The organism is Bradyrhizobium sp. P3_C3, assembly GCF_056402655.1.
Window position 1 is genome coordinate 1 of record NZ_JBFUGY010000031.1, and the last position, 23,246, is coordinate 23,246.

21 protein-coding genes are annotated in these 23,246 nt (G+C 64.1%); 5 read left to right on the forward strand and 16 right to left on the reverse strand.

Going from position 1 to position 23,246, the window contains the following annotated elements:
• Positions 1-550: transposase (locus AC1DW2_RS29250; RefSeq protein ID WP_477007752.1), on the reverse strand; the 550-nt coding region annotated here is incomplete at its 3' end.
• 85 nt (positions 551-635) lie between these two features.
• Positions 636-2,279 carry a S53 family peptidase gene (locus tag AC1DW2_RS29255; RefSeq protein WP_477007753.1) on the reverse strand — a complete coding sequence of 548 codons (1,644 nt, stop codon included), beginning with the start codon at positions 2,277-2,279 and terminating at the stop codon, positions 636-638.
• A gap of 287 nt (positions 2,280-2,566) precedes the next feature.
• Here AC1DW2_RS29255 and AC1DW2_RS29260 point away from each other — a divergent pair, with 287 nt between their 5' ends.
• The 3 genes from AC1DW2_RS29260 (at position 2,567) to AC1DW2_RS29270 (ending at position 6,762) form a co-directional block, all read left to right on the forward strand.
• Positions 2,567-3,739 carry a phosphorylase family protein gene (locus tag AC1DW2_RS29260; RefSeq protein ID WP_477007754.1) on the forward strand — a complete coding sequence of 391 codons (1,173 nt, stop codon included), beginning with the start codon at positions 2,567-2,569 and terminating at the stop codon, positions 3,737-3,739.
• Positions 3,740-3,802: 63 nt separating this feature from the next.
• The gene (locus AC1DW2_RS29265; RefSeq protein WP_477007755.1) at positions 3,803-5,830 is read left to right on the forward strand and encodes a S8 family serine peptidase; all 2,028 of its coding nucleotides are present in this window, start codon (positions 3,803-3,805) and stop codon (positions 5,828-5,830) included.
• A gap of 191 nt (positions 5,831-6,021) precedes the next feature.
• Complete coding sequence (locus AC1DW2_RS29270; protein ID WP_477007756.1) at positions 6,022-6,762, forward strand: sulfate transporter family protein; 741 nt, start codon at positions 6,022-6,024, stop codon at positions 6,760-6,762.
• A gap of 18 nt (positions 6,763-6,780) precedes the next feature.
• Here AC1DW2_RS29270 and AC1DW2_RS29275 read toward each other — a convergent pair whose 3' ends face one another.
• Genes AC1DW2_RS29275 through nth form a run of 3 tightly spaced genes read right to left on the reverse strand, consistent with a single transcriptional unit; the run spans position 6,781 to position 10,377 of the window.
• Complete coding sequence (locus tag AC1DW2_RS29275) at positions 6,781-8,409, reverse strand: MFS transporter (RefSeq protein WP_063980235.1); 1,629 nt, start codon at positions 8,407-8,409, stop codon at positions 6,781-6,783.
• Positions 8,396-9,544, reverse strand: a complete 1,149-nt coding sequence (locus AC1DW2_RS29280) for an HlyD family secretion protein (protein ID WP_477007757.1) — start codon at positions 9,542-9,544, stop codon at positions 8,396-8,398. Before AC1DW2_RS29280 ends, AC1DW2_RS29275 begins: the two co-directional genes overlap by 14 nt.
• Positions 9,545-9,600: 56 nt before the next feature.
• Entirely contained in the window at positions 9,601-10,377 is a 777-nt protein-coding gene (nth, locus tag AC1DW2_RS29285) for an endonuclease III (protein WP_477007758.1), read from the reverse strand.
• Positions 10,378-10,399: 22 nt separating this feature from the next.
• Here nth and AC1DW2_RS29290 point away from each other — a divergent pair, with 22 nt between their 5' ends.
• Entirely contained in the window at positions 10,400-10,933 is a 534-nt protein-coding gene (locus AC1DW2_RS29290) for a DUF2244 domain-containing protein (RefSeq protein ID WP_477007759.1), read from the forward strand.
• Positions 10,934-10,988: 55 nt separating this feature from the next.
• Positions 10,989-11,885 carry a methylated-DNA--[protein]-cysteine S-methyltransferase gene (locus AC1DW2_RS29295; RefSeq protein WP_038932694.1) on the forward strand — a complete coding sequence of 299 codons (897 nt, stop codon included), beginning with the start codon at positions 10,989-10,991 and terminating at the stop codon, positions 11,883-11,885.
• A 122-nt stretch (positions 11,886-12,007) separates the two neighbouring features.
• On the opposite strand, the gene AC1DW2_RS29300 is transcribed toward AC1DW2_RS29295, so the two are convergent.
• The 11 genes from AC1DW2_RS29300 to AC1DW2_RS29350 form a co-directional block, all read right to left on the reverse strand.
• The gene (locus AC1DW2_RS29300; RefSeq protein WP_014490847.1) at positions 12,008-12,631 is read right to left on the reverse strand and encodes a 2,3-bisphosphoglycerate-dependent phosphoglycerate mutase; all 624 of its coding nucleotides are present in this window, start codon (positions 12,629-12,631) and stop codon (positions 12,008-12,010) included.
• A 106-nt stretch (positions 12,632-12,737) separates the two neighbouring features.
• On the reverse strand, positions 12,738-13,553 hold the full coding sequence (gene dapB, locus AC1DW2_RS29305) for a 4-hydroxy-tetrahydrodipicolinate reductase (protein ID WP_028148808.1): 816 nt from the start codon (positions 13,551-13,553) through the stop codon (positions 12,738-12,740).
• 103 nt (positions 13,554-13,656) lie between these two features.
• Positions 13,657-14,667 carry a M23 family metallopeptidase gene (locus AC1DW2_RS29310; protein ID WP_477007760.1) on the reverse strand — a complete coding sequence of 337 codons (1,011 nt, stop codon included), beginning with the start codon at positions 14,665-14,667 and terminating at the stop codon, positions 13,657-13,659.
• A 17-nt stretch (positions 14,668-14,684) separates the two neighbouring features.
• Complete coding sequence (locus AC1DW2_RS29315) at positions 14,685-15,767, reverse strand: helix-turn-helix transcriptional regulator (RefSeq protein WP_085404978.1); 1,083 nt, start codon at positions 15,765-15,767, stop codon at positions 14,685-14,687.
• 178 nt (positions 15,768-15,945) lie between these two features.
• The gene (locus AC1DW2_RS29320; RefSeq protein ID WP_477007761.1) at positions 15,946-17,307 is read right to left on the reverse strand and encodes an HlyD family type I secretion periplasmic adaptor subunit; all 1,362 of its coding nucleotides are present in this window, start codon (positions 17,305-17,307) and stop codon (positions 15,946-15,948) included.
• A complete protein-coding gene (locus AC1DW2_RS29325) occupies positions 17,304-19,070 on the reverse strand; it encodes a type I secretion system permease/ATPase (RefSeq protein ID WP_477007762.1) in 1,767 nt (588 codons plus the stop codon). The genes AC1DW2_RS29320 and AC1DW2_RS29325 overlap by 4 nt, the downstream gene beginning before the upstream one ends.
• A 71-nt stretch (positions 19,071-19,141) precedes the next feature.
• Positions 19,142-20,443, reverse strand: a complete 1,302-nt coding sequence (locus AC1DW2_RS29330) for a calcium-binding protein (protein ID WP_477007763.1) — start codon at positions 20,441-20,443, stop codon at positions 19,142-19,144.
• A 409-nt stretch (positions 20,444-20,852) separates the two neighbouring features.
• The gene (locus tag AC1DW2_RS29335) at positions 20,853-21,155 is read right to left on the reverse strand and encodes a DUF1330 domain-containing protein (RefSeq protein WP_063980243.1); all 303 of its coding nucleotides are present in this window, start codon (positions 21,153-21,155) and stop codon (positions 20,853-20,855) included.
• A gap of 73 nt (positions 21,156-21,228) precedes the next feature.
• The gene (gene pyrF, locus AC1DW2_RS29340; protein WP_477007764.1) at positions 21,229-21,942 is read right to left on the reverse strand and encodes an orotidine-5'-phosphate decarboxylase; all 714 of its coding nucleotides are present in this window, start codon (positions 21,940-21,942) and stop codon (positions 21,229-21,231) included.
• Between the two features lie 6 nt (positions 21,943-21,948).
• Complete coding sequence (locus AC1DW2_RS29345; protein ID WP_477007765.1) at positions 21,949-22,527, reverse strand: NADPH-dependent FMN reductase; 579 nt, start codon at positions 22,525-22,527, stop codon at positions 21,949-21,951.
• Between the two features lie 57 nt (positions 22,528-22,584).
• Positions 22,585-23,184 carry a class I SAM-dependent methyltransferase gene (locus tag AC1DW2_RS29350; protein ID WP_028148799.1) on the reverse strand — a complete coding sequence of 200 codons (600 nt, stop codon included), beginning with the start codon at positions 23,182-23,184 and terminating at the stop codon, positions 22,585-22,587.
• Positions 23,185-23,246: the final 62 nt, after the last annotated feature.

Below are 23,246 nucleotides of genomic sequence, written 5' to 3' on the forward strand. Positions count from 1 at the left end.
GGGCCTTGTAACCGAAGGTCGAGCCGCTTTTGCCCTGCCGTTTGGCAAACCGGGCATCAGGATCGTTTGAGGGGCGATCCTCCTTGGGCGGAGCCGAGACTGCCTGGATCAAGGTCGCATCCAGCATCGTGCCGCGCTTGAGGATGACGCCAGCATTCTCAAGCTGACGATCCAGTTCGCCAAACAGCTTCTCCAGCAGGCCTTGTTCAACGAGCTGGTTCCGGAAGCGGTTCAGGACCGTGTGGTCGGGCGTCGCATCCTCAAGGCTCAAACCGACGAAGCGCTTGAACGACAACCGGTCGCCCAGCGCTTCCTCGAGCTCGCGCTCCGAAAGACCATAGAGCGACTGCAACAGCACAGCACGAAACAGCACCAGCACCGGATAGCCTGGTCGACCGGGCCCCCCTTCATCCCGCAAATGGCCGATCAGCTTCTCGAACCGGTACCACTTGACCAGGCCAGCCAGCCGATCCAGCGCCGCATTGGCGCCGGCCCCCTTCGGCATCAGCGCTTCCACAAAGCTCGGCTGTCCCGTCTGCTTAACCGCCATCGCTACCCTCCAAGGCTTTGCCCTAGGGAATCACAATTGACGAATTACGCAACAGGCCCACAAGGGGAGAAGGAAGAGACAAACCTCACGCCGACAGCAAATTCTGCAGCGCTTCGCCGTTGGGGACGCCGAGGCCGGAGCAGGCGTCCCAGCCGGGGCCGGCCTTGTACATGCCGTGCAGATCGCCGGTGATGTCATTGTTGCCGACCGTGATGTCGCGGAACACGCCTTGCGTGTGCGAGGCGTAGATCAGCGGGTTGATGAAGCCGACGGTCTTGCCGAATTTCTTCGTCGTTGCCTCGTTGATGCGGGCGATCAACCCCGCCATCAGCGGCGCCACGGCACTTGTGCCGCCGATGGTGGTGCCGACGCCGTTGAGGAAGATCTGGTAGCCGGTCGCGGGATCGGCATCGCCGGCGACATCGGGCACCCCGCGGCCATTGTGATGCGTCGGTGATTTCGGCACATGGGCCTGGGCCTGGTATTGCGGCCGCGGGAACACGACGCTGACACCGCCGCCGCCTGCGCCGCCCTGCGGCCCGCCGTTCCAGACCACCTCGTTGATATCTCCGTTCGGCGCCTTCAGATTGGTGCCGCCGCAGGCGAGTGCAAACGGGCTCGAGGCCGGGAAATCTGCATGTGGCTTGCCGTCCCAGTCCGCACCCATGTCAGCCGAACCATTGTCGCCGGAGGCAACGCAGACGGTGACGCCCATCGCGGCGGCGTCGCGGATCGCCTCGTTCAGGCCGTCGACGAATTGCTGCGAGCCTTCCTGGTCTTCCGGCCCGCCCCAGCTGATCGAGATCACCGAAGGTTTTCGCGCGGTGTCATGGACGGCGGCCTTGACCGCATCGATGAAGCCGTTGGTGGTGTTGGGCGCGAAATAGACCACGATCCTGGCGCCGGGCGCGATCGCACCGGCCACCTCGATGTCGAGCACGACCTCGCCGTCGGCGTCGGAATGGCCGGGCTTGTTGGCGCCGCCGTCGACGCTCGCGGGCGCGATCTTCGGCATCGCGATGCCCGCCTTCTTGAAGAAGGTGCGCAGGTCTGACGTTTTGTAGCCGGCGCCCGTGGGATGGCCCTTCTGGTCGATGTCGTTGAGCTCGATGATGGCGATGCACTGGCCGGCGCCAGTCTCGCCGCCGGGGAAATTGTAGAGCTGGGCGATCTGATCGACCGAGAAGCTGCCGCCCTGCGCGGCGCGTGCGGCTGCACCCTTCTGAGGCAGCTTGCGGCGGAAGTGGGGTTGCGCCACCGGCCGGTTGTCGAGGCCGTGCACGCCGACCACGATACCTGCGAGCTCGGCCGGGATCTGCACGCTGCCTTTACGCATGCGATGGGTCGCGCCCTCGTATCTGACCTTGTTGAGCTTGACGCCGAAGGCTGCGCTCATTGCCTTCACCGTCCCGGTCAGCTTCACGGTGCGCGACGCCAGATGCACGCTCTTGACGTTGAGATCGTGGTGATGCGCGAAATCGTCGATCTTGGCGACGTCGGCGGTATCAGCACCCATCGCTGCGCCGAACTCGGCACGCGAGAGATACTGCCGCTCGCGCGGCGGTTGCGCGCCGAGCGCCATCACCTGCTCATCGTCGGCACGCTTCGCGCGCAGCCGGACGCTGATCTCGATTTCCTGCTTGGGGTCGGCGGCGCCGACGAGCTTGGCCCCCTTTGGCAATTTCCGTGCGCTGTTCGCCAGCGTCACGCGCGTGGTCGAGCTTGCCATGACTTCCTCCGTTTGTGATTGGAAGGCAGATTGTCGCACCTCAACTATAGGTGTAATCTCAAACCCAAATTGGTTCAGGCATTTGAGCGATATTTTTTCAGAAAACCTCTTGTTTGGCAGGGGCAACATCCGACTGGCTCAGATCGGCACGGAATCGGTCAATATTCACGACCATTCGTCGACAAGGATTTCGATTTAAAATTGCAACCGTTGGCTTGTCTGGCCGACCAACGGAAGACGTTTGTCGAAATCAGACGTCTGAAAATCAATTTGGCGGAGACAATGCGATGCGCGCTGACCGCAAATGGGTTGAGAGAAATCTCGGTTTCGATCCGATCACGACGCCGCCCCCGCCCGACACCTTCGTGGTGAAACGCGTGGCCAAGGGCGCGGTGAAGAATTCCGCGAAGGTCACGACCGAGGACTTTCGGCGCGAGATCATCGATTTCGATTCCGAATCGAGCGAGGGCCGCGAGTTCATGGCCTTCTCGACCTCGACCGGGCTGTCGCGCTTCACCGACATTGCCTGGCCGAAAGGGCTGGCGCCGCAAACCGGGCCGAAGCCGAAGGGCAACGGCAAGGGACCGCTGCCGCGCGCCGACGTGCTGGTCGTGACCTGGACCGTCGACGAGGGCCACGCCCTCAGCCGCGTGCTGACGCCGGGCAAGGACTCCCGCAACGATTACGTACCCTATACGCACAATTACTCGGCCATCTCCAAGAAGATGCGCAACGGCTGTCCGGCGAAGGAGCTGAAACGGCTCGGCACCTACTGGACCACCACGATCGGCAAGAAGAAGACCGTGATCTTCAAATCCGATTCGCACATGTCGCAGGACGGCCCGCAGCTGCCGAACATCGACGTCTGGCGCCAGATCATCACCGAGGTGCAGCCGACGCTCGTGATCACCACGGGCACGGCCGGCGGCATCGGCAAGGAATTCGAGGTCGGCGACGTCGTCGTCAGCCCGATCGTTCGCTTCGACTGCCTGTCGAAGTTCAAGAAGCAGCCGTTCGCGCAGGAGCATTTTTCCAGCCGATCCGCGGTGACGAAGAAGTTCGCGCAGGCCAAGACGCTGTTCAAGGCCAATGCCGGGCAATTGCCGAAGGACAATACAAGGGCGCCGAAGATCTTCGTCGTGAAGCCGAGCGGCCTGTCCTCCTCCGTGGTCACCACCGACTTCTTCGGCTTCGACACCTCGGACGACCACTTCCATCTCCAGGGGCTCGGCGACGTCTCCGAGATGGGCGATGCCATCCTTGGCCTAGTCGCGCAGGAGATGGGCGAGAAGGCACCGCGCTGGCTCGCGATCCGCAACGTCTCCGATCCGCAGATCAAGGCCGAAGGCACCCTGCAGCAGCAGGAGCAGATCGCCGCCCAGATCTACAAGGGGTTCGGCCGCTGGAGCACGGTCTGTAGCGCCATCACCTGCTGGGCCAGCATCGCGGCGGAGCCGTAGCGAGCGATCCGGCCAGCGCAGACGACAAAGGACGGGCGATCAATCAGGGAAAGTGGAACGGCCATGGCGCAGATCACGATCAACGGCATCACGATCGATCCTTCGGCTCCGCACGCGGAACGCGCCGCGCTGTCGCTGGATCATGCGAATGCGAAGGAATCCGACTACATCATCGTGCAGACCAACCAGCCGCTCAACGCCGAGCGCAGAGGGCAGCTCGCCAAGGCCGGCGCCGAGATCCTGGAAGCCGTCCCGGGCAGCGCCGTCATCTGTCACTTTCCAGCGGCCGGGCTCGACAAGGTGCGGAAACTGCCGTTCGTGACGTGGGCAGACCTCTACCCGGGCATCGTGAAGATCGCGCCGGCACTGCGCAACCTCGACACCCAACCCGGAGGCGTCGCTGCGGCGCGCGCGCTTGCGGCAAGGCCGGCCGCGCTCGACCGCACCAGCGTGACCGTCGACGTCATGCTCCACCGCAATGTCGGCGTGAAGGCCGCTGCAAAGAAGATCGCGGAAGCGGCGCATGTGCAGCTTGACGACGTCGTTCCGGGCACGGCCAAGGTGCGTGTGACGCTGAAGATGCGCCGTCTTGCCGACGTCGCGGCGCTCGACGAGGTGCGCAGCGTCGAGAAGGTCTTTCCCCGCAAGCTGCTCAACAACATCGCGCGGGGCATTCTTCGCGTTCCCGCGGCGACGCCCAGCAATGGCGGCGAAGGCGCCGGCGAGATCATCGCGATCGCCGATACCGGTTTCGACAAGGGATCGACCACGAACACGCACCCGGCTTTCAAGGGGCGCGTCAAGAAGCTCTACGCGCTCGGCCGGCCTGGGCGCAAAGACGATCCTGATGGTCACGGCACCCATGTCGCGGGTTCCGCCCTCGGCGACGGCGTATCGAAAAGCGACGGCCCGATCCGCGGCACGGCTCCCGGCGCCAAGCTGGTTCTGCAATCCGTGCTCGACAGCGGCGGCAACCTCGGCGGCCTGCCCGACAGCCTCGATGCGCTGTTCGGTCCGCCCTACAAGACGGACAAGGCGCGAATCCATTCCAACTCCTGGGGCAGCGTCGGAAATTTCGGCGTGTACGACTCCCAGGCCAACGAGCTCGACACGTTCGTCTACGCGCACCGCGACATGCTGATCTGCTTCGCCGCCGGAAATGAGGGCAGCGACAAGGATGGCAATGGCCAGGTCGACCCCAACTCCGTGACGCCGCCGGGGACGGCCAAGAACTGCCTCACCATCGGCGCCTGCGAGAACAATCGTCCCAACGAGGCCATGACCTACGGCAGGGCGTGGCCAGACGATTTTCCGGCCACGCCGATCAGCTCCGACCGCGTGGCCAACAATCCCGAAGGGATGGTGGCGTTCAGCAGCCGCGGACCCACCAACGACGAACGCATCAAGCCCGACGTCGTGGCGCCGGGATCCTTCATTCTGTCAACCCGATCCCGCGCCACGAAATCGAAGGGATGGAAGCTCTCGCAAGACCCGCTCTACATGTTCGAGGGCGGCACCAGCATGGCGACGCCGCTGGTGGCCGGGTCCGTCGCGGTGGTCCGGGCGTTCCTGAGGAAAAGCCAGGGACTGAAGTCGCCGAGCGCCGCACTGCTCAAGGCGCTCATCATCAACGGAGCGCGCGGTCTCGCTGGACAATACCATCCGTCGGAGGCGGGGTCCGTCGCGAACAACAGCCAGGGCTTCGGCCGGGTCGACGTTCAGGCCGTGGTCGGCCCCCATGCCGCGAACGAAGAGCTGCAGTTCTTCGACGAGAAGAAGAAGCTGGACGCCGGCGACCGCGAAGACCGCACGGTCACGATACCGGCGGGAAGCAACCGCCTGAAGGTCACGCTGGTCTGGACCGATCCGCCCGGCGAAGGCCTGCAAAGCGACCTCGATCTCGTCGTGGTGGCCAACAAGCAGGAACGCCATGGCAACATGCCGGCCGGCTCGAAGGACTTCGACCGCCGGAACAATGTCGAGCAGGTCATCTTCGCGAATCTGCCGGCCGGCGAAGCGGTGATATCGGTCATCGCTCATTCCATCGCCGTCGCGCCGCAGAACTATGCCCTCGTCATCAGGGTGAGCTAGAGCGTCTTCAAGCGAAGTGGCTGCCGGCTCGCGCGAAGAAAACGCGTCAAAACAAGCGCCTTGAGCTTCCGTTCTGATTCACTCAGAACCCAAGCTCCAGGCGCGGCAATCTGTCCCGGAAAGCTCGACCTCTTGTCGAACCTTCCGCGCATGTCTACCTCTCGCGGGTGGTTTTGCTGAGAGGTACTCCGATGCTGGATGCCGCCGTAAAGGCGCTGTCGCAATTGATCTCGCCGCCGATGCGCTCGATCCTGTGGCGATCGATCGGGCTTGCACTGGTCCTGATCATCGTGCTGGCGATCGGCTTGCAGCGGCTCCTGAGCTGGTTTGCGACCTATGGCGAGGTCTGGCTGGAAGGCCTGCTCGGGCCGAGCTGGCATTCCTCGCTCGAGGTCCTCGCCTGGATCGTCTCGATCACGGCGGGCCTCGGCGTCGTGTTCGGCGGCGTGTTCCTGATGCCTGCGATCACCTCGCTGGTGGCGAGCCTGTTCGTCGACGACGTCGCCGACATCGTCGAGCGCGAGCACTATCCCGCCGAGCGGCCGGGCGCCGCGCTGCCGTTCAGCCAGGCGATCTACGAGGGCGTCAGGACCGCGCTGCTGACGATCGTGGTCTATCTGGTGGCGTTGCCGCTGGTCCTGTTCGCTGGTGCCGGATTCCTGATCTTCTTCGTCGCCGCCGCCTGGCTGCTGGGGCGCGAATATTTCGAGCTCGCCGCGATGCGCTTCCGCTCGCCGGAGGAAGCCAGGGCGATGCGGCGCGACAACGCGGCGACCATCTTCACCGCCGGCCTCTTCATCGCGGCCTTCGTCTCGATCCCGATCGTGAATCTGGCGACGCCGATCTTCGGCATGGCGTTCATGGTCCACATGCACAAGCGCCTGTCGGGACCGCGGCCCGAGCTGATCGAGCCGGCACGGCAGATGCGGTGAGGCCTCTCAGTTCACTTCTCAGTTCACTTGCACCCCGCATTTGCGCAGCAGCATCTTGGCGAAACCGAACGGCGCCGGCGTGAACGGGCCCGGTGGCGCCCGGGTGATCAGCGCGACGACGCCGAGCGCGACCATCGCGAGCCAGAAGCACAGCCAGAAGCCGTCGATATAGGCGAGCACATTGGCCTCGCGCTGCACCAGGCCTGCGAGCGTGCCGACCGCGCGCGCCTGCGCCATGCCGGTGCCATGGGCCGCGAAGTAATCGGCGAGCTGCTTGAGCCTACCCACCACGTCGGCATTGCCGACCACAAGGTCCTGCCCGAGATAGAAGGAATGGACCTGCTCGCGCACGCGCAGCCACGTTCCCATCAGCGCGATGCCGATCTCCGCGCCGCCGAGCCGCATGATCTGGATGTAGGCGGCAAAGGAGGTGGCGCGGCTCGGATCGGCGTTCGACAGCAGCGTGATGATGATCGGCAGCAGGAGCAGCGACTGCCCGATCGCCTGGAGCAGCACGATGCCGACAAAATCCTCGCGCGCCCAGACATGGCTGAGCTGCGTGCCCCAGAGATTGGCCGCGGCAAAGCAGGCAAAACCCAGCACCACGACGAGCCGCGTATCGAAATGCCGCAGCAGCCAGATCGAGATCGGCACCAGCACGAACATCGGCAGCGCGCCATAGGTGAGCAGCAGCATCCCGCTCTGCTCCGGCCGGAGCAGAACGACATTGCCGAGGAAATTCGGCACCAGCGACGAGTTGGAGAGGCTGGTCAGCGTGTAGAGCAGGATCAAGATCAGCCCCAACCCGACATTGCGCGAGAACAGCACGTTCACATGCGCCCAGGGCTGTCGCACCAGCGACTCGTTGACGAGGAAGCCTGCGAACAGCACCACACCGCTGACGAGCAGCGCCATCACCGTCCCCGAGCCGAGCCAGTCCAGGCGATTGCCCTGGTCGAGGCCGGCATAGATCATCGAGACCGCGGCGCCGAGCAGCAGCATGCCGCCCCAATCGGCCTCGCGCAGCAGCGTGCGGTTCACCGGCTCGCTCGGCGTGCCCAGATAAACCATCAGGCCCATCAAGGGCGCGATCACGACGCTCTGCCAGTACATCCATTGCCAGCCGAGATGGTCGACATAGAAGCCGACCAGGGAGCTCGACGTATCCAGCGCAAAGCCGACCCGGATCGAATAGAGCGAGATCGCCGGCACCCACCATCGGATCGGCAGGTTTCGTAACACGATCATGAGCGTCGCAGGCACGAAGGTGCCGAGCAGCAGGCCATGAACGACGCTGAGCGCGAGCAGCGTCGGATAATCGTGCACGAAGGGAATGATCAGCGACACCGCGGCGTAGACGAGGCTCGGGATGCCGAGCACGCGGCGCAGGCCGAACACCGTCGCGAGCCACGCCACCGCCGGCGCAATCAGGATCTGCGAGCCGATGCCGGCGGTCGAAAGCCAGGCGCCCTCGTCGAACGAGAGCGAGAACGCACCGCGCAGGTCCGGCAGGCCGACCGTGGTCAGCCGGCTGTCGAAATTGGCGAGGAACGAGCCGAGCAGCACCGCCGCCACGGCAAACAAGGGCTGTGGCGCGATGCCGCCGCGCGAGAGAGGCCCGCGACCGGCATCGTCATTTTCCGCCATTCGCGGCCTTCGTGTCGATGCTGGTGACGACCGACATGCCCGGCACCAGCCGCGCCAGCAGCGGCTGGTTGTCGTCGAACTGGATGCGCACGGGAATGCGCTGCACGACCTTGGTGAAATTGCCGGTCGCATTGTCCGGCGGCAGCAGGGCCACCTGCGCGCCGGTCGCGGGCGCAATGCGCTCGACCTTGCCGCGCAGCTTCTCGCGCGGGAAGCCATCGACGGTGATCTCGACCGGCTGGCCCGGCGCGACATGCGTGAGCTGGGTCTCCTTGTAATTCGCGATCACATAGACCTTCGGCAGCGGCACCACGTTGATGAGGTTGGTGCCGATGTTGACGTAGTCGCCGGGCTGCACCTGGCGCTCGCCGACGACGCCGTCGAACGGCGCGGTGATCCTGGTATAGCCGAGCTTCAGCTTCGCGCTCGCCAGCGTCGCCTTGGCCGCCGCGACGTCGGCGGCACGCTGCTTCTTGGTGCCCTGCAGAACTTCGAGTTGATGCTGCTGCGCGGCGATGACGGCGCGACTGGCACGCACGTCGGCCTGCGCCTTCGCGTAGCCCGCGACGGCCTGTTCGAGCCGCTGCCGCGTGCCGGCCTCCGTCTGCGTCAGCGATTTCTGGCGATCCTGCTCCTGCCGGGCCTCGACTTCCAACGCTTCCGCGGACAGCTGCGCGGCCTGCGCCTGCGCGATGGTCGCATATTGCAGTTCGACCTGGTTGCTCAGATTGTCGAGCACGGCCTGCGCGGCGGCGACAGCGGCCTCGGACTGCGCGACCTGGGCCTGGTAGTCGGCGGGATCGATCTGGATCAGGAGATCGCCGGCCTTGACGCGCTGGAAGTCGGAGACCCCGACGGTCAGCACTTCGCCGGAGACGCGGCTTGCAAGCCGCGTCAGATCGGAGCGCACATAGGCGTCGTTGGTGGTCTGGACCACGGCGTTGCCGACCCATTCGTCGAAGCGCAGCGTCGCCAGTGCCACGAAGGCGAGCGCGACGATCACGGCGAACAGGGGGATCGCGAGCCGGCCCCAGAGCGAGCTCGCCGGCCGCTGCGTCGGCTTCGGCGGCGGAGCCGGTGCCGCAGCCGGCGGTGGCGATGGCGATGGCGATGAGATTTGTTCTTGCTGACTCACGACATGTCCCCAAAACCGGCTTGCTTCACATCGCCCCCCGAAACGACGGCGCCACCTCAGACCGTCTTCTCCGGCCATCGGCAGAGATCGTTGATCAGGCAAACCTCGCAGCGCGGCTTGCGGGCGAGGCAAGTATAGCGGCCATGCAGAATCAGCCAATGATGGGCGTGCAACATGAACTCGGCCGGGATCACCTTTTCGAGACCAAGCTCGACTTCGAGCGGCGTCTTGCCGGGCGCCATCCCGGTGCGGTTGCCGACGCGAAACACATGCGTGTCCACCGCCWTGGTGTGCTCGCCGAAGGCCATGTTGAGCACGACATTTGCGGTCTTGCGCCCGGCGCCGGGCAGCGACTCGATCCCGGCGCGCGTGCGCGGCACCTCGCCGCCGAATTCGCTGAGCACCTTTGCCGACAGTGCAATCACGTTCCTGGCCTTGGTGCGATAAAGGCCGATGGTCTTGATGTATTCGCGCAAGCGTTCTTCGCCGAGGTCGAGCATCTTCTGCGGCGTGTCGGCGATCTCGAACAATGCGCGCGTCGCCTTGTTGACCCCGGCATCGGTGGCCTGCGCCGACAGCACCACCGCGACCAGCAGCGTGAACGGATTGACGTGCTCGAGCTCGCCTTTCGGCTCCGGATTGGCCTTGCGGAAACGGCTGAAGACCTCGTGGATCTCGGCCGGCGTCCAAGGTTTGGTAGATTTGGTAGAATTGGGTCTTGCGGCCTTGAGCGATTTCCTGGCGAGAGCCCTCGGCTTCGCAACTATCGCCTTTGCCTTTTTCTTCGGCACGGACGCTTTGCGCGGGGCCGGCTTGCGGGTGATTTTCGCCATGATCCGGATATACTGAGGGACGATGAGCACAGGCAACGAAATTGAGCGCGGGCGATCTGAAAGCGAGACGGACCCTCAGATCTTCTCCGCGCTCCTGACGCCGCACCGCTCGCTGAACCGCACCGGCTTCCTCGCCGTGATGCTGTTCCTGAGCGCGGTGAGCTTTGCCACCGGCCTCGCCTTCCTGATGATGGGTGCGTGGCCGGTGTTCGGCTTCTTCGGCCTCGACGTGCTGGTGATCTGGTGGGCCTTCAAGGCCAATTTCCGCACCGCGCGGGCGCGCGAGGAGATTTCGGTCACGGCGTCCGAGCTGCGGGTGCGGCGCGTCAGTCATCGCGGTCAGGTCGCCGAATGGACGTTCAATCCGCTCTGGGTCCGCCTCGACATGGAGGTCGACGAGGATTTTGGCATCGAGCATCTCTATCTGATCTCGCGCGGCCACCAGATCCAGATCGCCCGCTTCCTCGGCCCGGACGAAAAAGCAAGTTTTTACAAAGGCTTGGTTGAGGCCCTGAACGCCGCCAAGCGCGGCCCGACCTACAACCCGGTCTCCTGAGTCCGGATCGGAAATCGGGTGGTTTCGGCCCGGCGCCACGCCTACATTTCCAGTCATGATGACACTCGCCATAAATGACCAGCGCCTGGCCAAGCCGGGCTCCCAGAACGCCGCGTTGCGCGATTACGACTCCGTGCGCCGGGCGATCGCATTCATCTCGGAGAACTGGCGCACCCAGCCGGCCATCGAAGCGATGGCGGATGCGGCGGGCGTCACGCCGGATGAGCTGCACCATCTGTTCCGCCGCTGGGCCTCGATCACGCCGAAGGCGTTCATGCAGGCGCTGACGCTCGATCACGCCAAGGGACTGTTGCGGGACTCCGCGAGCATTCTCGATGCCGCGCTCGACTCGGGTCTTTCAGGACCGGGCCGGCTGCACGATCTCTTCGTCACCCATGAAGCGATGTCGCCCGGCGAATGGAAGAACGGCGGCGCGGGCCTGACGCTGCGCTACGGCTTCCATCCCTCGCCCTTTGGCACGGCGATCGTGATCGCCACCGACCGCGGCCTGTCAGGCCTTGCGTTCGCCGATCCCGGTGAGGAGAAGGTCGCGCTCGCCGACATGACGCGGCGATGGCGCAACGCAACTTACGTCGAGGATCACGAAGGCACCGCGCCGCTCGCACAGCGCATCTTCGACACCAAGCTGTGGCGGCCGGACCAGCCGTTGCGCGTGGTGATGATCGGCACCGATTTCGAGGTGCGGGTGTGGGAGACGCTGCTGAAGATCCCGATGGGTCGCGCGGTGTCCTATTCCGACATCGCCTGCAACATCAACAGCCCGAAGGCCTCACGCGCCGTCGGCGCTGCGGTCGGAAAGAACCCGGTCTCGTTCGTCGTGCCCTGCCACCGCGCGCTCGGCAAGAGCGGCACGCTCACCGGCTATCACTGGGGCATCACCCGCAAGCAGGCGATGCTGGGCTGGGAGGCCGGGCAGCTGGGGATGCAGTAGGCGAGCTGCCGTAGGGTGGGCAAAGGCGCATAGCGCCGTGCCCACCATTCTTCCGCGATCGCTGACACATGGTGGGCACGCTACGCTTTGCCCACCCTACGACTCCGCGCTTGTGGCGAAGCTCAGCCCGCCAGATCCAGCTTCGAGGCCACCGTCGAATCCGCATTGAGCCGGTAGATGATCGGCACACCGGTCGCGAGTTCGCGCTTCAAAATGCCTTCGGGCGAGAGCTTTTCCAGCACCATGATCAGCGCGCGCAGCGAGTTGCCGTGGGCGGCGACCAGCGTGCGCTTGCCGTTGAGCACGCCGGGCAGGATCTCCTGCACGTAATAGGGCAGCGCGCGCGCCAGCGTATCCTTCAGGCTCTCGCCGCCGGGCGGCGGCACATCGTAGGAGCGGCGCCAGATCAGCACCTGGTCCTCGCCCCATTTCTTGCGGGCGTCGTCCTTGTTGAGGCCGGAGAGATCGCCATAGTCGCGCTCGTTCAGCGCGAGGTCTTTGGAGGTCGGCAGGCCCTTCTGGTCGAGCTCGCCGAGAATGAGATCGAGCGTGTGCTGCGCGCGCGTCAAGACCGAAGTGTAGGCGACGTCGAACACGAGGCCCTGTGCCTTCAGCTTGCGGCCGGCTTCCGTGGCTTCCTTCACGCCGAGCTCGGTGAGATCAGGATCCTTCCAGCCCGTGAACAGGTTCTTCAGATTCCACTCGCTCTGACCGTGGCGCACGAGCACGAGGAGACGTTCGCTCATTGACTGCTTTCCATTCAGGTTATTGTTGAGGAATGATCTTGGCGGAAAGCCGCTTCACATCTTGCGCTGACGCGGCCCTTCGGGTCCGGTTCATGCTCCGGCTCGCTCAGATGTCTGCGAGACCGAGCACGTCGGCCATGGAGTAGTGCCCCGGCTTCTTGCCATGCGCCCACAGCGCCGCCTTGAGCGCGCCGTGTGCGAACAGCATGCGGTCTTCGGCGAGATGCGACAGCGTCAGGCGTTCGAACGGACCGAGGAAGGTCACGCTGTGCTCGCCGGCGACGGTGCCGCCGCGCAAGGAGGCAAAGCCGATGTCGCCCGGCTTGCGCGCGCCGGTGATGCCGTCGCGCCCGCGATCCGAATGCTCATCGAGCGAGATGCCGCGGCCGGCGGCAGCGGCCTGGCCCAGCATCAGCGCAGTGCCCGAGGGCGCATCGATCTTCATGCGGTGGTGGGTTTCCACGACCTCGATGTCGAAGCTCTCGTCGAGTGCCTTGGCGACGCGCTTGACCACCGCGGCGAGCAGATTGACGCCCAGGCTCATATTGCCCGACTGCACCACGACCGCACGGTTGGTGACGCTCTTGATTACGGCGTTATCGGAGGCCGACAGTCCGGTGGTGCCGATGACGTGCACGATGCCGCGCTCGGCGGCGATCGCGACATTGGCGATGGTCGCGGCCGGCACGGTGAAATCCAGGATGCCGTCGGCATCTTTCGACATCGCCCAGAGGTCGGCCGAGAGTTTGACGCCGTTGGCCGGCAGGCCCGCGAGTACGCCGGCATCCTTGCCGAGCAGCTCCGAGCCGGGCGCCTCCAGGGCTCCCGCCAGCACCGCGCCTTCGGTGTCGGCAATCGCTCGTGCCAGCGCACGGCCCATCCGGCCGCCTGCCCCAGCAACAATCAAACGCATATCGGACATGGTTCACCCTCTCCACGCCCTATAGCGGGAGCGGGCCGTTCCGGCAACCGATCAGGCCTTCAAAAGGCCCGTGGCGCGGGTCTCCCCGCGCACAGGTGCAACGCTAGAGCACGAGCTCCAGGTCTTTCCTGAGCACGATCTGACCATCGCGCTCGACAACATAGGTCGCCTTGTAGGAGCCGCGTTCCCACCCCCCGGGAGGCCGCTTCTTCCCCGCAAAGAGCATGAATTGCGCCTTGTTGGCCTGAAGTGGTGCAGACCGATTTTCCGCGATGACGTTCTCGCGGGGATCCTTGATGAGCAGCCATTGCGCATCGCCCGCCTTCAGCCCGATAGCCCGCACGAACGCGACGATCGCCATCGAACCGGCGGACGGCATTTGGCTCTCGGCACTACCGTCCTCGATGAGTTCCATCGTGACCGGCCCCGTCGTAAAGCCCGCATTGAGGATGGCTCGTTCCTGGTACTCGAGTTTCGGGCGGAGGGCAGCAAGCCAGAGCGATTGACCGCCCTCGCAAGACTCGGGACGAACGCCGTACGCAAAGGGATCGACGACCGCGCCATTGCGCCTCACGGTGAAATGCAGGTGAGGATACTCCGTGAGGCCGGAGAGCCCGACACGGCCGATCGGCTGTCCGAGGTCGACCTTGTCTCCAGGCTTGACCAACACACTGCCGGCGGCGAGGTGGCAGTACTGGGTTTCCCACTGCTCCGGATGTTCGATGACGACGCCATTGCCACATTCGGCCTCGCGCACCGCTTCGCGTCCCGATTTTGTGAAAGCGCCGTCCGGCGCGTCATTGCGTGTACGAAGAACGCGGCCGCCCGCCGCTGCGCGCACGTCCACGCCGGCCTTTTGCACTGCCAGTGAGGGCAGACGAAAGTCAGTGCCGTTGTGGTCGTCATAAGTAAGCGTGCCGCATTTGTAGTCTCGCGCCGACCGCGACGGATCGAGATCCGTGTAATTCTGGATGTAGCAGGTGCGGCCAGGCTCGCAGGCAATCGGAAGCGCCAATTGAATGCTCTGGGCATGTGCAGGGAAGCCGGCCCCGGCCAATGCCAAGGCAGCGAACGCCCGGTAGAGAAAACCAGCGCAGCTCATGCGGCTCGACATCGCGGAGAACCCCGTACTCAGTCAGGCGAATGCTTGCCAGCCGTCCGCAATCTCATCGGACCCTCTTCGTCCAATCGACCGTCGGAGGCCGGCCGGCTCACCCAGTTCTCGCGCCTGCCAGCGCCAAAAGGCGATTGGGTGAGATGATACAGAAGAAAGAACTCCGACTGTCGGTTGATCCCCAGTTTGAGCATGATCCTCTTGGTGTAGGTTCGCACCGTTGCCTCGGTCAGCCCAAGCTCGGCTCCAATATCGCGAGGGCACTGGAATTGAAGAATCCGGGCGACGATTCTTTCCTCGGCCCAGTTCAAGCCGAAGGCAGATGCGATGCAGTGCGCGCCCTGCACGTCATCGAATTGCGGCACAACGATGAGGGCCTGTCCCAGCTTGTCATGCGTTGGAACAGCGCCGATCTTGGCGAAGGCGAACTGCTGACGATCCGTCGAGAGCGGTACCGTGGTGTTGAACCATCCATGAGTCCCGCTCTCGATGAGCACTTTCCCGATTGCCCCCCGCAAGCTCTCGGTCACGGAAGCGCATGAGCCAGCAAGCCTGCCTCCTTCCATCCTGAGCAACTCGCGCTTGGCAAGCAGCACGCGTCCACCACGATTGACTGCGTAAATGTGCAGGCCCTGGTCCACGACGATGGCGGGAAAGGTCAGCTCTTCGAGCCAGAGTTGCGCATCGACCTGCCCCGGCGCTTGCCGGGCAAGTGAATGAGCAGCCTTCCATAACGGGCGCACGGTATGCGCCAAACCGGGAATCTCCGATGCCGCAAGCGCGGCCGGTCGCCATCCGGCCACGAATACGACCGTGGTTCGCTCATCGGAAGCAAACCTGCCAATGACCGAATGACTCTTTACCGGGGGTTCCGCGCCGATCAACTTGCGGACGAAGGAGGTCCGGGAATTGATCGGCTCGAGCGAGGCGACGTCCTCGGCCGTACCCTTGCGCGCAAATCGCTCAACCATCGCCGCGCATGACGGATCGGCAGGAGCATCTCCGATCCTGGCTTCTTCCAGCCCGGAGGCGGATAGCATGGCTACGTAGCAGCTCCGGCAGCCGAGCAATTCCGCCATGGCCTTCGCGAAATATTCCATTGCGGCCTGTTGCGGGCGTGGCTCCGGACAAGACCCAGACGGACCGCATCCGTCATTGCCTTGCTTCGAGGCGCGCTCGACGCAATCGGAACGAAAATCATCCTGTGCGGAAGGTAGTGCCTTACTGCACTCATGCACGGTCGCCTCCCTCATAGGCCGGCCCACCCCTTACCAGCGCTTAATTCTCCCTGAACGCACGGTTGATCCGTAACGTCATCGGCTGCAAAAGATATTCCGCAAAGGTTCGTTCCCCCGTCTCGACAAATATCTCGACAGGCATTCCAGGCATCAATGTGGAGATGTAGGAGGCCGTCGGCGCGTTGGGGTCGAGCTCAACCTCGGCCAAATAGGAGCTGTCGCCGGAATGGGTGTCGGTCAGTGCGTCTGCCGCAACGCCGACGACCCTTCCCTCGAGCATCGGCCGGCGGCGAATGTTCAGCGCGTGAACTCGCACACGCGCCATCTGTCCGACATAGACCTCTTCCCGATCGGCAGGCTTCAATGTCGCCTCGATGACAAGCCGATCTTGCATTGGAACGATTTCCAAAAGGGTTTCCCGAGGTCCAAGCACGGCATTGAGGTCCCTGCTGTTGAGGCCGACGATCCTTCCACTTTCCGGGGCACGCAATTCAGACCGGACAAGCTGGGCACGCAACGCGGCAATTCGATGTCTGAGGTCGCCGATCTCCTCGCTCGTCGCATGCCGCTGCTTGGCGATATCCTGATTTTGGTTGAACCCCAGTTGCCTGCGTCTGTCCTGCAACTCCGCGATCTTGCCCTGCATCTCCGAGATTGACGCGGCATTGCGATCGACCTGTCCGGTGGCCTCGGCTTCGGCGCGTTGCAAGGCCAGCAAGCGTGGTTTCCGGGCGAGGCCCTTTGCGAGGAGATAACTCGTGTCGGCGATCTCTTCCCGCAACAGCTTGAGTTGCTGTTCAAGCCCTTGGGTGTTGCTCTGCAGGCCGCGGATGGTGTCCGCGTTTTGCAGCATCTGCTGATCGATCACCTTGCGCTCGTTCTCAATCGCGGCCAGTCGCGCGGCAAATTCGGCCTCCTGGGTTTGAATGGCGATACGTGCGGAGAGACGCGTCGCACTTTCGCGCAATTCGTCCGGAAACCGGATTGACTTCGCGGCGTCCTGCTCCGCCGCCAGACGGGCCTCCATCGCCAGATCAGCAAAGAACTTGGTTTCGAGGGAACCAAGGCTCCCTTCGATCTGCGCGGTGTCGAGCCGTGCAATGAGTTGACCGGCTTCGACGTGATCGTTCTCCCGGACATAGATCGATTTGATGATTCCGCCTTCCAGATGTTGCACAGCCTTGCGCTTCGAATGGACCTTGATGAATCCTGGTGCCACGACAGCGCCGCGGAGCGGAACCGTGGTTGCCCACAAGCCGAAGCCGCAAAATTGCAGGACGAGCAATACACAGCCCCATGCGATGATCCGTCGCATGTCGGATCGCGGTTGCTCCGTCGGCCAGGTCTTCGACGGACCGGCAACAGGCGCGGACATCGCGGGGGCATGACCGGTCTGCGTCATGGAATGACCCTCCTGCCTGGCAACCTCTGAGGTTCGACATTGCGCGGGAGCCCTGGCGAACCCGGTACCGGTGCCGGCCGCTGGGCGCGAAGAACATCATATGGCGGTCCGAAGGCGACCTGGTTGCCGTCCCTCAACAGCAGCACGGCATCGGCGATGGTCAACAGCCGCGGCCGGTGGGTGACGATCACCGACGCCGCGCCGCGCGCTTTGGCCGATTGAATGGCGGAGCACAACGCTTCTTCGCCGTCCGGGTCGAGATTGGCATTGGGCTCATCCAGCAGGATCAATTTGCGATCGCCGAAGAAGGCGCGTGCAAGACCAATGCGCTGACGCTGGCCACCGGAGAGCCTGCAGCCGTCGCGGCCGATCTCGGTCTGGTAGCCGGCCGGAAGGGACAGGATCATCTCATGCGCCTGCGCGAGCATGGCCGCGGCGACGATGGCCTCGTCCCGTGCGTATTCATCAAACCCGGCAATGGCTTCGGCCACCGTTCCTTCCAGGAGCTGCACGTCCTGGGGGAGATAGCCGACGAATTGCCCAAGCTGGTCGGGATCCCAGGTATGGAGTGCTGCGTGGTCCAACCGGATCGTACCGCTGGTCGGCCGATCGAGGCCTGCCATCAAGCGCAGCAATGTGGATTTTCCGGCGCCGGTCGGCCCGATCACGACGACAAGCTCGGACGGCCGGCATTGAAAGGATATGCCCGCGAGAATGGGACGCTGCGTCCCGCCAATCCGGAATGTCACCCGCTCGACCTTGAGCATGCCGGCTGGCGGCGGAAGCAACGTCTTCCGCGGACGCGCAAGAACCGGCATCGCGGCATTGCAGACCTGCGTCCAGGCGTCCTGCGCAGATGCCAACGCGCGCCAGGCCGAGACCAACCCTTCCATGGGCTGCAACGTGCGCGCTATCAGGATCGAGCTCGCGATCAGACTGCCGGACAGCACCTCGTTCTGGAGCACGAGCCAGGCACCGCAGCCGATCGCGGCAATCTGCAGGATAGTCCTGACCATTCGCGCGGCGGCGCTGATCGTGTAGATGCGTTCGCTGGCCCGCACCACCGGAGCCAGGGCTTCGTCATTGAGGCTCATGAACGCGCGGATGGCGCCCCGGGTCCAGCCCATCGCCCGCACCACGCTGGAGTGCCGGACGATTCCATCGAGCAACGCCTGCGTCTTCAACGCGGCCTGCGAAGCCTGCGCAATTTCGCCGCGCGCGATCCAGTGGCTTGCAACACCCATCGCCAGCAGGACCCCCACCCCGATCAGGGCTATGACGCCATACCAGGGGTGCAGGAAGAACAGGATGAGAATGAACACCGGGAGGAATGGAGCATCGATCAGCGATGTGACCGTTCCGCTCGACAGGAAAGTTCTCAACTCGCGAAGCTTGACCAGATCGTGCTGCCGGCCGTCGCCCGGCGCCGCGCCGGTGATGCTGCCTTCAAGGATGATCGGAGCGAGGCAGTGCTCGAACCCGACCGCGAACCGGCTCAACAGGCGGTTACGAAACGTGTCGAAGGCGGCGCTGAAGGCGAGAGCGCCGACGGCGATGACGGTGAGGCCGACAAGCGTCTCGACGCTTCCGCTACTGAGCACGCGGTCGAACACTTCGATGGAAAAGAAAGGTACGACCAGCAGCAGCAGGTTTACGGACACGCTGAAACAGACGATCCACACCAATGCGAATCGTCCCGGAATCAAGGCCACCAGCAATCTCTGACCAGATGCTGGGATCACACCACGGTTACGCGAATACATAACTTGCCGGCACTATCACTGACTGAAATGAGGGCGGGGCGGCCTGACAGCCGCCCCGCTACTAGTCGGGACTAGACAACGTCAACGGCCGTATAACCGGCGGCAGTGTTGATTTCGGCGATCGACTCGAACGGTGTCGCGCCGCCCGTGATGCCATCGAGCTGGATGGCGCCGAAGCCGAAATCCAGCACGGTGTTGGTGCCGTCGTCGTCCACTACCACTGTAGCCGGGTCAAAGCCTGGCGGAGCGTCGACAACAACGGCATCGCCATCGGCAAAGCTGAGATCGGTGACTTCATCGTTGCCGAAGTTCGTAGCTGTGTTGTCGCCGAAATTGTGCGTATCGGTACCAGCACCGCCCGTCAGCACATCATCGCCGAGTCCACCGTTGAGGACGTCGGCGCCATTGCCGCCGGACAACTCGTCATCGCCGTTACCGCCGTTCAGGGTGTCATTGCCGGCACCGCCCGACAGGATGTCAGCCCCAGCCCCGCCGTTCAGGACATCGGTGCCATCGCCGCCATCGAGCGTGTCATCTCCGGCGTCGCCGTCGAGCGTGTCGTTGCCGGTTCCGCCGCTCATTTCGTCATTACCGGCGCCGCCGCTCATGGCATCGTTGCCCGCGCCGCCGGCCATCTCGTCGTCTCCGGCATCGCCGAACATCGTATCGTTACCGGCGCCGCCGTCCATGATGTCGTCGCCCGCGTCGCCGTGCATGGTGTCGTTGCCATCGCCACCGTCGAGCGTATCGGCGCCCAAACCGCCGTTCAGGATGTCGTCACCGGTACCGCCGTTCAGCAGGTCATTGCCAAGTCCGCCGTTCAGCGTGTCGTTGCCGGCATCGCCATTCAGAGTGTCATCTCCGAATCCACCGTTGAGTAGGTCGTTACCGTCGCCGCCATTCAAGACGTCATTGCCGGCGTCGCCGCTCAACGTATCGTCGCCGGCGTCGCCCCACAGGGTGTCGGCACCCGCACCGCCATGAATGTCATCATTGCCGTCGCCGCCGTGGATGCCGTCGTCGCCGGCGTCACCAAAGAGCTGATCAGCGCCGGTTCCGCCATCGATGGTGTCGTTGCCTTGGTCGCCGTGGATGATGTCGGCGCCGGCATTTCCGTTCAGCGTGTCGTCGCCCGCGCCGCCGTTGATCGTGTCGTCGCCGGCGCCACCGGTGATCGTATCGATACCGGCATTTCCATCAAGGATGTCGTTGCCGGCACCGCCATCGATGGAATCATTGCCCGCGCCGCCGCTTACGTCATCATTGCCGTCCAGGCCAGTAATGGTGTCGTTGCCTTGAAGGCCAAAGATCTGATCGTCTAAATTCGTGCCAGGCAACACATCGTCGCCTGCTGTTCCGATGATCAGTGCCATGATCTTCACTCCCTTTGCATGGAAATGCGCGATGCGGGTCGCCTTGCGGCCCGTCACGGACGTCGCAGATTTCGGGTTGGCTTGATGCCCATCACCGATCGATGTGGGCTCCGATCAAGCAACCTTGGATGAAACGAGAGCGATCCAGCAATCCCCATTTGGGGACAAAAGAATACGGCAAGCTGGTGGACCCAATGACGGCCACGGCCTTCGTCTCAGGCGCGAGCGGCACTCACGCGTTCAAGCGAATGAGTCCGTCAAGGTGATGCAAGATGATGTCGACGTAAGTGCGAGCGGAGATGTCCGCGACGCTCTCCCGATCGCGTGCGATGATCGCACGCGCGTGCTGTCCGCGAGAGCCGGATGATGCTCGCGTCAATCCAGGATAGGCTCTCGCGACGATCCGTCTTCAGGGCTGCGGGCCGTCATAGCCCTCGATGATGATGAGGTCGGCGATGGAGTGCGGCTGGCGCACCTTGATGTTGGCTTGGTATTCCGGCGAGTTGTAGCAGGCGATCGCGGTCTCGTAGTCGGGAAATTCAATCACGACGTTGCGCGAGCGGCTGGCGCCTTCGACGGTGGTGAACTTGCCGGCGCGAACGACGAAGCGGCCACCCCATTTCTTGAAGATCGGACCGTTGGCGACGGCATAGGGCTTGTAGCCCTCGTCGCTGCTCACATCCACGCGCCCGATCCAGTAGCCCTTTGCCATTGTTCTTCTCCCTGTTTGTCGGTCTCTATCTAAGCATGATCCGACCGGAAAACCGCTGCGCGGTTTTTCCGAATCATGCGCCGAGCGCCTGCGCGATCTCGGCCTGGATGGCTTCAGCGATCGCCTTGGGGTCGGCGGCTTCCACCACCGGCCGTCCGACGACGAGATAATCGGCGCCCGCGGCAATTGCGCGGCCGGGCGTCATGATGCGTTTCTGGTCGCCGCTCGCAGAACCCGCCGGCCGGATGCCGGGGGTGACGAGGCTCATCTGGTGGCCGACGATCTTGCGCAAGGCGCCGACCTCCTCGGGCGATGACACCAGCCCGTCGACGCCGAGCACCTGCGCCTGCTGCGCGCGCGCTTCGACCAGCTCGGAGACGCTGAGCCGATAGCCGGCCGCATGCAGATCGTCGTCGTTGTAGGACGTCAGCACCGTGACGGCGAGAATCTTCAGGCTCGCGCTACCGCGGCCTTCGACCGCGCCCTTCATGGTCTGCGGATAGGCGTGCACGGTGACGAAGGTAGCACCCAGCTTGGCCACGCTCTCCACACCACGCGTGACGGTGTTGCCGATGTCGTGCATCTTGAGGTCGGCGAACACCTTCTTGCCCTTGTCGGCGAGCTTGCCGATCAGCGGCAGGCCGCCGGCATAAGCGAGCTGATAGCCGATCTTGTAGAAGGTGACGCTGTCGCCGAGCCTTGCGATCATCGCCTCCGCGGCGTCAACGCTGGGCAGGTCGAGCGCTACGATCAGGCGGTTCTTCGGGGCGATCTCGGCTGGCGTCATGTCACCTCACATCATGCGTTGGGAAATGTCGATCAATTGCCGCACCAGCTCCTTCAACGCGGCGATGTCGCCCTCGTTCTTCAGCCTGTCCATATCGTCATAGGCCTGGTCGGCAAAGGCGAGCGTGAGCTGGCTGGCAATCACGTTGGCGTGGCAGGAGGTCAGGATCAGCCGCAGGGCCTGGAGCGCACGGGCCGCACCGAGCCGGCTCTGCGAGGCGCCGGCGAGCGCGAAGGCGCGGTTGCGAAACACGTCGCCGCGCGTCTCGTGCAGCTCATGTACGCGGCTGACCCAGTCGATCGCGTTCTTGAGCAGCGGCGGCACCGAGGCGTTGTATTCGGGCGAAACGATCAGCACGCCATGATGCGCGCCGATCATGCGCTTGAGATTGATCGCGTGCTTGGGCACGCCGGACTTGGCCTGGAGATCGCCGTCATAGATCGGCAGCGGAAAATCGGCGAGTGAGATGCGGGTGACGTCGACGCCGGCCTGGGCGAATTCATAGGCGGCGACCGCCGCCAGCTTCGCATTGTGCGAGCCGGTGCGCAGCGAGCCGGGAATGACCAGGATTTTGGGTGCGGACATCCACTTCCATGCGTTCGGCGAAACGAGTCCGCCGCGCAAAGGGGAATGCCGACGGAATTAGTCCTTGCGATACACCCAGACGCGGGCCGGCGGAAGGTTCATCCAGATCCGTTCCGAGGCCTCTGTGGACACGCCGGGCAGCGATTTCGGGATCGGCGGCACCACCGCATAGGTGAACTGCACGAAGGGCGCGCCCGGGGTCAGCGCCGCGAAGGCGTCGCGGACCAGCCGGAGCCGCGTCAGCATCGGTTTTGTCACGAGCGGCAGGCCGGAGACGACGGCGGAGGCCGGCGCGCTGAGCACGTTCCAGAGCGTGTCGCGCAGGCGATAGGCATCGCCCTGCACCACCTTGGCTTGCGGATAGCGGTCACGCAGCAAGGCGCAAAAGCCGGGATTGTATTCGACGAGGACGAGGCGCTTCTGGTCGACGCCGCGCTCGACCAGGGCCGAGGTGATGGCGCCGGTGCCGGGCCCGAGCTCGACCACGGGTGCGTCTGAATTGACGTCGACGTAATGCGCCATGGTCCGGGCGAGCAGCTTGCCCGAAGGCATCACTGCACCCATGTGCAGCGGCTTTTCGATCCACGACCTTAGAAAGCGCACCTCGTCGTCGAGACGGGGCTTCTTCAACGCACGCGCGGACGATGGCAATGGCATGTCGGGACCGGACGGGACCGCGGGACCGCGGCGTGTCAGAAAATGGTCATAAACAGGTATAG

Excerpts from the sequence above, each read along its gene's own strand:
- AC1DW2_RS29255 (WP_477007753.1), bottom strand. The coding sequence starts at position 2,279 with ATGGCAAGCTCGACCACGCGCGTGACGCTGGCGAACAGCGCACGGAAA.
- AC1DW2_RS29260 (WP_477007754.1), top strand. The coding sequence starts at position 2,567 with ATGCGCGCTGACCGCAAATGGGTTGAGAGAAATCTCGGTTTCGATCCG.
- AC1DW2_RS29265 (WP_477007755.1), top strand. The coding sequence starts at position 3,803 with ATGGCGCAGATCACGATCAACGGCATCACGATCGATCCTTCGGCTCCG.
- AC1DW2_RS29270 (WP_477007756.1), top strand. The coding sequence starts at position 6,022 with ATGCTGGATGCCGCCGTAAAGGCGCTGTCGCAATTGATCTCGCCGCCG.
- AC1DW2_RS29275 (WP_063980235.1), bottom strand. The coding sequence starts at position 8,409 with ATGGCGGAAAATGACGATGCCGGTCGCGGGCCTCTCTCGCGCGGCGGC.
- AC1DW2_RS29290 (WP_477007759.1), top strand. The coding sequence starts at position 10,400 with ATGAGCACAGGCAACGAAATTGAGCGCGGGCGATCTGAAAGCGAGACG.
- AC1DW2_RS29295 (WP_038932694.1), top strand. The coding sequence starts at position 10,989 with ATGATGACACTCGCCATAAATGACCAGCGCCTGGCCAAGCCGGGCTCC.
- AC1DW2_RS29300 (WP_014490847.1), bottom strand. The coding sequence starts at position 12,631 with ATGAGCGAACGTCTCCTCGTGCTCGTGCGCCACGGTCAGAGCGAGTGG.
- dapB (WP_028148808.1), bottom strand. The coding sequence starts at position 13,553 with ATGTCCGATATGCGTTTGATTGTTGCTGGGGCAGGCGGCCGGATGGGC.
- AC1DW2_RS29310 (WP_477007760.1), bottom strand. The coding sequence starts at position 14,667 with ATGTCGAGCCGCATGAGCTGCGCTGGTTTTCTCTACCGGGCGTTCGCT.
- AC1DW2_RS29315 (WP_085404978.1), bottom strand. The coding sequence starts at position 15,767 with ATGGAATATTTCGCGAAGGCCATGGCGGAATTGCTCGGCTGCCGGAGC.
- AC1DW2_RS29320 (WP_477007761.1), bottom strand. The coding sequence starts at position 17,307 with ATGACGCAGACCGGTCATGCCCCCGCGATGTCCGCGCCTGTTGCCGGT.
- AC1DW2_RS29325 (WP_477007762.1), bottom strand. The coding sequence starts at position 19,070 with ATGTATTCGCGTAACCGTGGTGTGATCCCAGCATCTGGTCAGAGATTG.
- AC1DW2_RS29330 (WP_477007763.1), bottom strand. The coding sequence starts at position 20,443 with ATGGCACTGATCATCGGAACAGCAGGCGACGATGTGTTGCCTGGCACG.
- AC1DW2_RS29335 (WP_063980243.1), bottom strand. The coding sequence starts at position 21,155 with ATGGCAAAGGGCTACTGGATCGGGCGCGTGGATGTGAGCAGCGACGAG.
- pyrF (WP_477007764.1), bottom strand. The coding sequence starts at position 21,942 with ATGACGCCAGCCGAGATCGCCCCGAAGAACCGCCTGATCGTAGCGCTC.
- AC1DW2_RS29345 (WP_477007765.1), bottom strand. The coding sequence starts at position 22,527 with ATGTCCGCACCCAAAATCCTGGTCATTCCCGGCTCGCTGCGCACCGGC.
- AC1DW2_RS29350 (WP_028148799.1), bottom strand. The coding sequence starts at position 23,184 with ATGCCATTGCCATCGTCCGCGCGTGCGTTGAAGAAGCCCCGTCTCGAC.